Origin of the sequence: Syntrophomonas sp. UBA1041, from assembly GCF_002316705.1 — a bacterium.
Lineage (GTDB): Bacteria > Bacillota > Syntrophomonadia > Syntrophomonadales > Syntrophomonadaceae > DTU019.
Genome location: NZ_DCEA01000071.1, coordinates 24,302 through 36,576, shown reverse-complemented (window position 1 = coordinate 36,576; position 12,275 = coordinate 24,302). Strand labels below are relative to the sequence as shown.

The window sequence follows — 12,275 nt, the reverse complement described above, 5'->3', positions numbered from 1 at the left end:
AAACCGCGCTATGATGTGATTTCGCAAATCATTGAAGCGCGAACCAGCCAAAATATTACCCAAGAAGAATTGGCGCTTCGGGTTGGGACCCAGAAATCCAACATCAGCCGTCTGGAAAGCGGAACCTACAATCCATCACTGGATTTTCTGACGAAGGTTGCCCGCTCCCTTGGAAAAGAGGTACAGGTTACGTTGAAATAACTATTGTGAGAAGCTGTAAAGAAGTCGTAACACACCAGATAACTATAAAAAAAGGCGCTGAGCTCTCAGTGGCCTTTTTTATAAGTACCACGTATGGCGCGTAACCGACAGGCGCTTTGAGAGCGCAGAATCAAGCGGGCGCTTAAGATAAGTATCGTATCCATACTATCCCTGTGCAGAACCAACCACAAAGGCCTCCGCTTCTTTCCGGACGCCTTTGTGGTTATTGGCGGCTGTCAAAAATTTACGGTTCTTGGCGCATCGGTAAAGGATGAAAAAACCGCCTCTGCGTCTTTCAAGTAATAGACCTGGGTGTTGCCGTCGCCGGCCGCATACCTTCCCTGCAAATCGGGATAGGCATCCAGCATAGACTGTTGCGCCTCAAAGCGCTTGTCCTCCACGAGCGTGGCGGCAACCCGTATCCACTCTGTTCCGTTGAAGGCACATATCTCCACCTTCGGATTTAGGGTGATCTGTTTTGCCACATTCTTGACCTTGCCTGTCTGGATATACAGCTTGTCATCAAAGATGTTTACGGTGCCGAAGGGACGTACTCTCGGCTGATCTCCTTCTACCGTAGCGATAAAGTATGCGCTGCATTTTTTCAGAAATTCATATACTTCCTGCATGCTAGAGCCCTCCTTTTTGTAATGTGTTGAGCTGCAATACCCTGGTTGACATAATTATATGAATTAAAATCTCTTTTGGAAATCAAAACAAATTCCAATTAGGCATTCAGTCAACGGATGCTTTTTACAAGAGCAATCGAGAAATGGTTGCTCTTTTCTATTGACAGCCGCAACATAGGGACCTACAATGTACCATATCAAACAGTCCGACATACAACATTAATGTTGAGCGTACAGGAGGCAAAGATGAAAAAGAAATTGATTGGCATTGAACTTCGCTCCCTTAACAATCTCATAATGCGTAAAGTTGAAAACTCATCCGCTAAAAAACAAATAGATTCTATTACCGGAACAAACGGCTGGATCATCGCCTTTCTTGTTGAGAACGCAGATAAGGAAATCTATCAGAAAGATTTGGAGGAACAGTTTTCTATCACCCGCTCAACTGCTTCTAAAGTCCTCATATTAATGGAGAAAAAAGGCTTGATCCAACGGCACAGCGTTCCCCATGATGCCAGATTAAAAAAGCTAGTACTGACAGAAAGGGCATGGAAAATCAGTGAGCTGATGATAGATGACGCAATCCGAATGGAAGAAACGCTTACCCGGGGATTCACAGAGGAAGAATTGGAATATCTCTACAGCTGCATTCAAAAGATGAAAAATAATATCCAATAAGTTATCAATATAGCATCATGTCATTGCATTGTTTTATCGCAGCTGCCGCTAAATATCAAGCCAAGCAGAAAAGGGAAAACGTACATGCTCAAAAAATTGACTGCCAGCATAGGGCGGTATAAAAAGGAATCCATTCTTACCGCGGTATATGTAACCCTCGAATCGATCTTTGAAATTATCATTCCTACGCTGATGGCATATCTGATCGATTACGGCATCCATCAAAAGAATATGTCCTATGTTCTGTGGATGGGACTGGCCCTGGTTATGTTCGCGATACTCTCCCTGCTGGCCGGCATTCTTGCAGGCCGCAGCGCGGCGGTTGCATCTTCGGGCTTCGCCAGAAATTTACGCCGCGACATGTTCTATAATGTGCAAAAGTTTTCTTTCTCCAACATTGATAAATTCTCAACCGCGGGCATCATAACGCGGCTGACAACCGACGTCACCAATGTGCAGAATGCGTATCAGATGCTGATCCGCTTCACGGTACGCTCTCCGCTGATGATTGTGTTCGCCTTGATTTTTTCTTTCCGGATCGACTCCCGTTTGTCGCTGATCTTTCTGGCTGTCATTCCGGTGCTCGGTATGGGCCTATGGCTGATCATGTCGCGTGTGCACCCGATTTTCGTACGGGTATTCAATACTTATGACAAACTGAACAATGTCGTTCAGGAAAATCTGCACGGCATCCGGGTCGTCAAATCCTATATCCGCGAAGATCACGAAAAACAGAAGTTCGCAGGCATTTCACAATCCATATTTCGGGATTTCTCCAGGGCGGAAAAAAGGCTGGCGTTTAATATGCCGCTGATGCAGTTCTGCCTTTTTACCAGCATGCTTTTGCTTTCCTGGTTTGGCGCCAAAGAAATCATAGCCAGCGGCAACGATCCCGTGATCGGGCTTTCGACGGGAGAACTGGCCGGCCTGATCACCTATGCGATGCAGATACTTATGAGCCTGATGATGCTTTCCATGGTATTTGTCATGATCATCATTTCCCGCGCCTCGGCGGAGCGTATTGTGGAAATCCTGAATGAGGAAAGCGATCTGGAAAACGGAGAAAATCCGGTGTGCACGGTAAAAGACGGTTCCATCACTTTTGCAAACGTCACTTTTGCCTATGACCAAAAAGCCGCCAAGCCGGTTCTCGACGGCATCAACCTTTCCGTCGCGTCCGGGGAAACGGTCGGTATTCTCGGCGGGACCGGATCTTCCAAATCGAGCCTTGTTCAGCTGATCCCGCGGCTATACGACGTGGTGAACGGAAAAGTAACCGTCGGCGGCGTAGACGTACGGGATTACGATATTGAATCGCTCCGCAATCAGGTGGCGATGGTTCTGCAGAAGAATGTGCTGTTTTCCGGCACGATCAAAGAGAATCTCCGCTGGGGTGATGAAAACGCGACGGATGAAGAAATCATCCAGGCCTGCCGGCTTGCCCAGGCTGACGGCTTTATCCGGGAATTCCCGGATCAATATGACACCTATATCGAGCAGGGCGGCGCCAATGTTTCCGGCGGCCAGAGGCAACGGCTCTGTATTGCCCGGGCCTTGCTGAAAAAACCCAAAATTCTGATCCTGGACGACTCCACCAGCGCGGTTGACACCAAGACCGACGGATTGATCCGTCAGGCATTAAAAAAGGATATCCCGGACACGACCAAAATCATTATCGCCCAGCGGGTTTCATCTGTTCAGGACGCCGACAAGATTGTTGTGCTTGATGATGGCAAAATCAAAGCGGTCGGCACCCACGAGGAACTGCTCCAAACCTGTGCGATCTACAGGGAAGTCTATGAATCTCAAAATAAAGGGGGCGTTCTCCATGCGTAAAATGATGCCGCAAGGAGAGCCGAAGGCGTACGGCAAGCCGCCGGTGCGGCATTTCAAACCGGATACGGGCAAAAGACTGTTTTCCTATATGGATGAATATAAAATTCAACTGATATTCGTTGTCGTCTGTATCCTGTTGAGCGCGGCCGCAGGCGCGGCATCCTCTTTGTTCCTTCAGATCCTGATCGACAGGTACATCGTTCCACTGCTGGGACAAATCCAGCCCGTGTTCACAGAACTGCTTCAGGCGATTCTTCTTATGGGCCTGATCTATATCATCGGGGTGCTTTCCACCTTGTTTTATAACCGGACCATGGTTGTCATCGCGCAGGGTACGCTCAAAAAAATCCGCGACCAAATGTTCACGCATATGCAGACCCTGCCGGTCCGGTATTTCGACACGCATACCTACGGTGATCTCATGAGCCGCTATACCAATGACACCGACACGCTGCGCCAAGCCATTGCCATGAGTTTGCCGCAGATGTTTGCTTCCCTTATTTCTGTCATCGCGGCATTTTTCGCCATGCTTTATCTCAGTGTCGGCCTTACCGCCTTCGTTGCTCTATTTGCTTTTGTTTTACTGAAGATGATCAAGGCCCTGGTAGGCAGAAGCGGCGCTTTCTTCATGAAACAGCAGCAATCCCTGGGCGATGTCAACGGTTATATCGAAGAAATGATTAACGGCCAGAAGATCGTGAAGGTCTTCTGCCATGAGAAAAAAACCGAGGAAGAGTTTGACAAAAAAAATGACGAACTCCGCTACTGTGCCACTGAGGCGAACACATACGGCAACGTCATGATGCCGGTGGTAATAAATATGGGTTACATGCTCTACGTGATTCTTGCTATTATCGGGGGCGCAGCCGGCATAGCGGGGATTCCCAACCTGAGTCTCACCGGGGTCAATGTCCTGACCATCGGTACGATCGTGTCCTTCCTTACCCTGTCCCGCAGCTTTATCAACCCGATCGGTCAGATTTCCATGCAATTCAACATGGTGGTCATGGCCCTCGCCGGCGCGTCAAGAATTTTTGCGCTGATGGACGAGGAAAGCGAACAGGACGGCGGGTACGTCATCCTCGTCAATGCCAAAATGGAAAACGGGGAAATTAGGGAAAGCCAGGAAAGAACGGAAACATGGGCCTGGAAGCATCCCCACAGCGACGGGACGGTAACCTATACGCCGCTCAAAGGGGACATCCGTTTCTTCGATGTGGACTTCGCCTACGAAAAAAATAAGACCGTCCTGCACAACATCACCCTTTACGCAGAACCCGGCCAAAAGGTGGCTTTTGTCGGGGCGACCGGAGCGGGAAAGACGACGATCACCAATCTGATCAACCGCTTTTACGATATTGCCGACGGAAAAATCCGGTATGACGGCATCAATATCAATAAGATCAAAAAGGCTGACCTTCGCCGGTCGCTGGGCATCGTTTTGCAGGATGTAAACCTGTTTACGGGAACGGTCATGGACAATATCCGTTACGGCAAGCTGGACGCGACGGATGAAGAATGCATTACGGCCGCCAAGCTGGCCAACGCCGACGGATTTATCCGTATGCTTCCGCAGGGGTATCACACCGTGCTGGAAGGCGATGGCAGCGGCCTTTCCCAGGGGCAGCGGCAGCTGATTTCCATCGCCCGCGCGGCCGTGGCCGACCCGCCCGTCATGATTCTGGACGAAGCCACCTCTTCGATTGATACCCGGACCGAAGCGATCGTCCAAAAGGGCATGGATTCCTTGATGAAAGGCCGGACGGTTTTTGTGATTGCCCATCGTCTGTCGACCGTTCGAAATGCCGATGTAATTATGGTGCTGGAGGATGGCCGCATCATTGAACGGGGCAGCCATGAACAACTCATCGAAGCGAGAGGAAAATACTATCAACTGTATACAGGCGTATTTGAACTTGAATAATATTTGTGCTGGATGAAAATGTGTGATAAAAGGAATATCAATAGTAATGCGTCCAGCCTTATTTCGCTTACCCAATACACCGAACCTGTTTTTACCGCCGTCGCATCCTTCTTTATCCTGGGGGAACATCTTTTCGGCATGGGCTGGTGGGGCGCTGCCTTGCTACTGGCTTGTATTGTCTACGGCAATTATATCGAAAGGAAGGTGGAGGCTATATTGCAGACTGGTTCAGCTGTCATAAATTCTAATTTATTATAGCTTGGGATTTCGGAATTATTTATATTAGTGAACTATACCAACGAATAGAAAGGACTGATCATCAATGAAAATTGAAATTGGCAAAGAAAGACCGGCTTGCTATCAAGAGATATATCCCGGGGTTTTTGATATTTTTTCACACTTTGAATTTGCCAGCGCCATACCGCATGTTTTATTTGCTGTTACAACGCTGAAAGAAAACGGCAAAACAAATGTGAATTATCATTCGTGGAGCTGCTTTCAGGGCGATAACGGCGGTTTCTTTGCCATACTCGCAGGCATTTATCAACATACCCATACCTATGCTAATTTGAAGCGTACAGGCGAATTTTGTATTAATTTTTTGTCGCTCAAGTATATGGATAATCTCAATGCTACAATAGAGAAAAACGGGATTGAGGATGATGAGTTTCTTGTAGGCGGTTTTACAGTGGAAAGGGCATTGAACGTTAATGCGCCTCGTATCAAAGAGAGTTTTTTGAGCTTGGAATGTAAAGTGAACCAAATAACGGACTTATCCCATGCCGGAACAACAGCTCTGGTGATCGGTGAAGTGCAACATATAGCCATCGACAGCGAATATGCGGGTGATATGCAAAAACGATATGGCGAAGATGGTTTTATGTTGCTGGCCCATTCTCCCTTCAATCATGAAAAAAACGAATATAACAAGACGATGACGGCGACTTTGAAGTTACAAAGAGAAACTTAAAGTTGGTCATACCTTCCGCAAGATGAAAAATGACCTGATGGACGCCATTCGTTCCCTGCACCACATGCCATCATCCGCTTTGCCAAGCAGAAGGGCGGCGCGAGGATGATTCATATTGGCGACGGAGCAATCATCGCAGCGAATTCCTGCCTCAGGGGCGCTAACAGGAAATTTGAATTGCGAGTTATCAGAAGGCGATGTGTAATTTGGAACCGAAAGCATGTACGCGTTTAGGGAGGGGATTCATAATGCTTGAAAAAGTACCGACTCATGAAGAAATGACTGCTTTGCTTGGACAACCGCTATTTGAAATTTGGATTGAACTGAGCAATTTGATTGAATCAAAATATGATATGGAAAGGCTTTGGAATAGTGGAGGCAAAAGGTGGACATACGAGTATAAATATCGCAGAGGCGGTAAATCCCTGTGTGCTTTATATGCTAAAGAAAACGTTTTTGGTTTTATGATTATCTTTGGCAAAGGTGAAAGAGCTAAATTTGAAGCAAAGAGGAACAATTATTCGCTGGAAGTACAAAGAGTTTACGATGAATCCACCACCTATCACGATGGAAAATGGATGATGTTTGAATTGACGGATACATCACTATTTCCAGATATGGAGAAGCTGTTGCTGATTAAGCGAAAACCTAACAAAAAACGGCGCGAACCGGAGCAATAAGCAGAGATAAACTATTGAAAAGCAAAAGGCAGGGAGATTCCGTAGGTTACCCTGCTTGGCATGCTATCCTGGTGTATTACTTTTTGAAATTATCTATCCATTTGACAAAGAGGGGGAAAGCATGAACGATATGACAAGATACAGGCTGTTGATGATAGGATAAAAAATCAGTTGATAAATAGTTGATAAAAGTACTGTATCCTTTAGGGGGACAGGAGGTATTCGGTGAGATGAGAAATCGAATTTTAATCGTCGATGATGAAAATGACATCGTTAATTTATTGAAAGATCATTTTGAATATAGCGGCTATGAAGTGCTAACTGCTGAAAGCGGCGAAGAAGCGATTAAAAAATCTGAGCAGCAGCCGGATGTCATTCTGCTTGACATCAATATGTCCAGGCTTGACGGTTTTCAAGTTTGTAATCGCATCCGCAATTTTGTTTCATGAACGGGTTTTTTCATTATCCGGTAAGCAGCAATAGCGATGCTGAGGCATTAAGCAACAGCGGAAATATGGAATACCTTTGGGTTCCGGCTTCGGAGGCCGAGTTAACATCCGGCACGATAAATTACCTCCAGGAAAATATCGGCAATGGCAGCATTCCTGCGGAGAAAGCAAAAACTTTTTCAGAAATTTTGCCGTTTACCTGCTGCCGACCATTGTGTTTTTAAGTGCATTTATCATGTTCATCATGCTTTTATTCAAAAAAGCCATTGCCGTATTTCCCATCTACATTGCTTACGTCATTTTTAACGTAACTCCAAAGGCCTTTGAAAACGGCGACAGCCTGGGGGTTTTGTCCAGAGCGATTATCCGGCTTGACGGGCAGTTGGTAAACACACAGGATGTGATGCTGAATCGGGTAATCTATCTGGTGTTGGCGGCGGTATTGATTTTTGTTGCCTGCAAGTTGTATGACCGCCTGAAAAACAATTTAAGAAAGGCCGTTACAATATGAGATATAATCTGAAACTCCTGTTTTCTCCGGTAAAATGGCTTTGCTGCCTGTTGTTTTTCGCCATTATACCAGTTGCCATGTATGCGCCGACTTATTTTGATTTCGCCAACATATGCACGATATATATGCCTTTTGTCGGGGTGGCTTTGTTTACGGATTTAATGACCATCGACCAGAGCAACGGCTTTGAAGAAATAGCGTATATATCAAATCGAAAGCCAATCAAAACCCTGGCGCAAAGGTACTTTATCATGGCTGTTCTGCTTTTGGCGTTTGTGCTGCTCGCCAATTGCATTTTCAGGCTTTTTCAGCTAATCAATAATGACTTCTGGCCGGAGCCGCTCTCCTTGCTTGAATTTGTTCTGTTTGCCTGCGGCAGCAGCCTGATGCTCGGAACGCTCTCCATGAGCATTGCGAACATTATGAACAACCCCTATGTCGGGTACGGCGCAGCCTTGCTCTATTGGGTATATTGGAATATAAACAGCGAAAAACAATCGCTGCTCAACTTGTTCCCCTTTATAGCGAATCCGACATTTTACGAAAAATTCTTAGCGGTAGAATACCTGTCGGTTATTTTATTGATAATCCTTAATTGTCTGTTAGTGAGAAGGAGTCCTTATCCCTGTACGGTAGCCGGGACATCAAACGGTATCTGAAACTGGCATATAGGCAATGCTTATCTGAAGGATCAAAGCAGACTCCATTTTTGGCAAGATGTTACCAAAGAGAAAATTCATATTGTATTGAAAAAGGCCCCAATATGCCAACAGGAACAAGGTTATTGCGTGACATGTTTTAACCTTCGGCCTCCGGGTTCTGCCATTCTAACGGGCTGTGCACTTAGATAACCTGAAGCCCTTAATCGTTACCTCTTGCTTTTCACTATAATATAAAGTGAAGTGGATACTGGTGTTTGTTTTAAGATGAAATCCATGGTAGACTTTTGATATAGAATTGATAGGAGGTGCCCATGATGCGCAACCAATATCGCAGGCCAGGGGTGATGATCGTTAAGCCCTCCTCTGTGATTCGTTCCGATTATAAGAAATTCTCCAAGCTTTGTCACGAAACAGACGACCCAATCATCATCACTAATAACGGTGAAAACGATCTCGTTGTTATGAGTCATGAAGCTTTTTGCCGTCGCGAGGCATGGATTCGATTACAAGCCAAGCTGGTCTCGGCAGACAAGCAGATTATAGAAGGCAATCTATCTGATCATAACGAGGTTTTCTCTAAGCTTTGGGAGCGCATTCATGAAAAAGCTTAAAATACGGTACACGCAAGATGCGGTAGATGACTTGGATAGCATTTTTGATTATATTTCGGAAGACAAGCGCACGGCGGCGGGCCACATGCTCGAACAAATTGAAAATTCAATTCTACAATTGGCCGACAATCCGCGTATGGGAACTGTACTCCCAACCAATGAGCTCTCATTAGTCGAGCCGGGATACCGCCGTATCGTGGTTAAGCCGTATATTACCTTTTATCGGATAGGGAAAGAAGAAATTTTCATTTCTTGTGTACTTCACAACAGACAGGATTGGATGAATTTGCTGTTTGAAAGCAGTTATCCTGATGAGTAAGGCCAAAGTAGCAGCAGGTGACTATACGTTAAAATAGCGGGGCCGAAAGCGAAAGCCGAAGTGATTGAGCTCCGAAAAGAGTTGGACCGATGTGGTTACGGTTCTTTCTTTTTCGGTCGGTTGTATTTAGGCCAATCGTAACACACACCCAACGAAAGAATGGCGTCTTTCGTTGCAGCAAGCACTGAATTTGGCTAGCCAAATTCGCTTGGCGCGGTAAGATAACCTGATTCCATAAGGGCTGTGTGAGACTGGTCTTCACCTTAAGGTTGGGAGACGTTGGGGACGTTAGGTGACAGACCATGGGTGAGGTCGGCATGGCCCAGAAAATAGAGCATTGCGCCAGTTCCTACATCTTGAATCGGCGTGTGTTCCGGTCAGTGAGACTACCAGCAGGATCATCTCAGGGGGCGGTGGGAACGCAGGATAAAAAGCACCGCTTCCCAGAGAGCTTTCCGGCGGTGAGCAGCAGTCGGGCTCCATTGTTGAACTTGGGATTGCAGCGTTTAATATTTGCATTTAAGAAAGTTGAGCACGATGAAAGATGCCAAGCTGATACTAAAAATACTTACAGGAGTGATGGCGGCAGCACTCTTGGGCGGCATACTTTTTATTGCCAGTTCTTTTATGGGCAATCCAATAACAGCGATGCTGGCCAATAAGGCTGTAAAGCACTATGTGGAGCAAAACTATTCTTATCTGGATCTTGAAATAGAAAAAGCGAGGTACAATTTCAAAAGTGGTTCCTATGTGACAATGGCTAAGTCTAAAACCAGCATGGATACTAGATTCGCCATATATTACCGTGACGGCAAGATTACGGGAGATACTTATGAAAGTAATGTATTAGGGATGTTTAATACGCTGCAAAGGCTGGCAAATGAATATTCTGTTATTGCTCAGACAATTATCGCAGAAGAACTCGGGTATAAAAATAACAGTACAATGGTGATGTATGATAAAAGCGTATATGAAAATGCTCATGATAGTTTGGAGCTTGATATGAAGTTCGACAAATCATTGCCTATTGATGCAGAAGTTACTATTCGGCTTGATTTACAGGACAACTCCTTGGAAGGTATCGCCAAGGTTTTAACTGATGCTCACCGGGCATTTGCAGACAATGGCTGCAATTTTATAAAACATGCTTTGAGTGCTGAAAATGATGGAATGCTGGTAATGGTTCACGAAGTTACCGCTGCAGATATTGAAAGCGGTGAGCTTGTAAGGCTTCTTAAAGAGGCCAAAGATAATGGCAGTTCAGGGAGAATCCAGGTTTTTATCAAAGGAGAGAATAAATAGCCCGGCGGGCGTTATTGCGGAGGGCCTATGTCTAATCCGGGAAGTGTCGTGACGGACGGCGGCAATGACCGTCAAAGCATTCTAAAAGCGGCCTGATCGTATTGACAAAACCGAGGGCAATTACAGTCTCCTGGAATCCCCGGAGCAGTCCCTGAATGGTAAACTCTTTGTCCAATTCATCGCGCTGATTTTCCTGTCTTATGTAAAGAAAGCGACGCAAGACAGGAATCTTTTTGGAGAGTACACCATTCAAGGCCTGCTGGACCCACTGGATGTCATCGAATGCTTCGGCAGACCGGGCCGCGATTTACGGATGTCAGAGATTACTGCCAAGCAGCGGGATTTTTATATTCAGTTAGGCGTCAAGCCGCCTTCCTCGTTATGAATGTGCGGGAATCCAGGCAGTTTATCGCCGCCCTCCTCAACAAGGCTATGAGATGAAAACCGCCATGAAACACTTGGCGATGCATCCTTTAGGCAAGGAGCGTTTGTCCGGTTGAAAGTTTATTCATCAGTCAGACGAAATTTACGTTATGAAGGATGGTGATTGTTGATGGAAACAAAGAGTGATATTGTAAACAACTCAAATCCCCAAGAATGTTTTGTGATAATGCCAATTACAGATTCTGATGGATATGAGAAAGGACACTTTCAAAGAGTCTATTCTGATATTTTTGTACCAGCTATTGAGAAAGCTGGATTTAAGCCAATCCGTGCCGATGATGATAAGCGAACTAATTTAATACAAATAGAAATTTTACAAAAGTTAATAGATTCCTCTATGGTTCTGTGTGATTTAAGTGGCAGAAACCCTAATGTTCTTTTTGAACTTGGTATAAGACAAGCTTTTGATAAGCCCGTAGTTTTAGTTCAAGAATTCGAAACACCACAGATTTTCGATATTTCATCTATAAGATATGTTGAATATCATAAGACCAGAATTTACCACGAGGTTATTGAAGATCAAAAAGTTATTTCTCAAGCAATCATAGATACAGTGAAGGCATGCGAGAATAATAGCATTGTAAATTCCATTATAAGGTTATTAGATTCAATAGAAGTTGCTAGATTTAATGAGTATAAAGCAATTCCTGCATACTTTATTTTACATGAAATTGAAAGTATACGTTTTGATATGCAAAGGTTAAAAGGAGAAAGCATAGAAGATTATCTAAAGAAGATTGATCAAGAGAAGGAAGGACTTACATATTATACCAATTCCGTTGAAGTTATGATACAAAATAAAAGACGATCATTTGAATTACCAAAATTTCTAAGAGCTGAAATTGACAGATTTCGCAGAATAGCAAAATATGACAGCTATGGAGAATATATGAAAATTGCTGATAGTTATGAGGATCTACTTAATAAAGTGGAGGCATACTTAGAATCATTTAAAAGATAAATAAGTTCAAGATTATTGGGGAGCCTCCCCAAACCCGGCCACTTCGGGCCAAGTTGACCCGAAGTCAGCGCGTTGCGCTTTTTGTTGCGTTATGTCGC

General features: G+C 45.0%; 15 protein-coding genes. 14 read left to right on the top strand and 1 reads right to left on the bottom strand.

What is annotated here, in order from left to right; all coding sequences use genetic code 11:
* A partial coding sequence (locus tag B2633_RS10905; protein ID WP_483170686.1) for a helix-turn-helix transcriptional regulator occupies positions 1–201 on the top strand: 201 nt, incomplete at its 5' end.
* A 236-nt stretch (positions 202–437) separates the two neighbouring features.
* Here B2633_RS10905 and B2633_RS10900 read toward each other — a convergent pair.
* The gene (locus B2633_RS10900) at positions 438–830 is read right to left on the bottom strand and encodes a pyridoxamine 5'-phosphate oxidase family protein (RefSeq protein ID WP_483170685.1); all 393 of its coding nucleotides are present in this window, start codon (positions 828–830) and stop codon (positions 438–440) included.
* Between the two features lie 246 nt (positions 831–1,076).
* On the opposite strand from B2633_RS10900, the gene B2633_RS10895 reads away from it, so the two are divergent.
* The 13 genes from B2633_RS10895 to B2633_RS10835 all read left to right on the top strand — a co-directional run bounded on the left by B2633_RS10895 (position 1,077) and on the right by B2633_RS10835 (position 12,177).
* Positions 1,077–1,508 (top strand): MarR family winged helix-turn-helix transcriptional regulator, encoded by a 432-nt coding sequence (locus tag B2633_RS10895; RefSeq protein WP_483170684.1) that lies wholly within the window; start codon positions 1,077–1,079, stop codon positions 1,506–1,508.
* An 84-nt stretch (positions 1,509–1,592) separates the two neighbouring features.
* Complete coding sequence (locus tag B2633_RS10890) at positions 1,593–3,344, top strand: ABC transporter ATP-binding protein (RefSeq protein WP_483170683.1); 1,752 nt, start codon at positions 1,593–1,595, stop codon at positions 3,342–3,344.
* Positions 3,337–5,268: an ABC transporter ATP-binding protein gene (locus B2633_RS10885; protein ID WP_483170682.1), complete on the top strand. Its 1,932-nt coding sequence runs from the start codon at positions 3,337–3,339 to the stop codon at positions 5,266–5,268. Before B2633_RS10890 ends, B2633_RS10885 begins: the two co-directional genes overlap by 8 nt.
* Before the next feature lie 12 nt (positions 5,269–5,280).
* Entirely contained in the window at positions 5,281–5,526 is a 246-nt protein-coding gene (locus B2633_RS10880) for a hypothetical protein (RefSeq protein WP_483170681.1), read from the top strand.
* A gap of 64 nt (positions 5,527–5,590) precedes the next feature.
* Positions 5,591–6,238, top strand: a complete 648-nt coding sequence (locus B2633_RS10875; RefSeq protein ID WP_483170680.1) for a flavin reductase family protein — start codon at positions 5,591–5,593, stop codon at positions 6,236–6,238.
* Positions 6,239–6,486: 248 nt separating this feature from the next.
* A complete protein-coding gene (locus B2633_RS10870; RefSeq protein WP_483170679.1) occupies positions 6,487–6,918 on the top strand; it encodes a DUF3788 domain-containing protein in 432 nt (143 codons plus the stop codon).
* 230 nt (positions 6,919–7,148) lie between these two features.
* A complete protein-coding gene (locus B2633_RS10865; RefSeq protein WP_483170678.1) occupies positions 7,149–7,367 on the top strand; it encodes a response regulator in 219 nt (72 codons plus the stop codon).
* Positions 7,368–7,611: 244 nt separating this feature from the next.
* Complete coding sequence (locus B2633_RS10860; RefSeq protein ID WP_483170677.1) at positions 7,612–7,878, top strand: hypothetical protein; 267 nt, start codon at positions 7,612–7,614, stop codon at positions 7,876–7,878.
* Entirely contained in the window at positions 7,875–8,537 is a 663-nt protein-coding gene (locus B2633_RS10855) for a hypothetical protein (RefSeq protein ID WP_483170676.1), read from the top strand. Before B2633_RS10860 ends, B2633_RS10855 begins: the two co-directional genes overlap by 4 nt.
* Positions 8,538–8,854: 317 nt before the next feature.
* Positions 8,855–9,151, top strand: a complete 297-nt coding sequence (locus tag B2633_RS10850; protein ID WP_483170675.1) for a type II toxin-antitoxin system prevent-host-death family antitoxin — start codon at positions 8,855–8,857, stop codon at positions 9,149–9,151.
* Positions 9,138–9,470, top strand: coding sequence for a type II toxin-antitoxin system RelE/ParE family toxin (locus B2633_RS10845; RefSeq protein ID WP_483170673.1), 333 nt, complete (start codon positions 9,138–9,140; stop codon positions 9,468–9,470). The genes B2633_RS10850 and B2633_RS10845 overlap by 14 nt, the downstream gene beginning before the upstream one ends.
* A 537-nt stretch (positions 9,471–10,007) precedes the next feature.
* On the top strand, positions 10,008–10,772 hold the full coding sequence (locus tag B2633_RS10840; RefSeq protein WP_483170672.1) for a YfjL-like protein: 765 nt from the start codon (positions 10,008–10,010) through the stop codon (positions 10,770–10,772).
* A 550-nt stretch (positions 10,773–11,322) separates the two neighbouring features.
* Complete coding sequence (locus B2633_RS10835) at positions 11,323–12,177, top strand: hypothetical protein (RefSeq protein ID WP_483170671.1); 855 nt, start codon at positions 11,323–11,325, stop codon at positions 12,175–12,177.
* Positions 12,178–12,275: the final 98 nt, after the last annotated feature.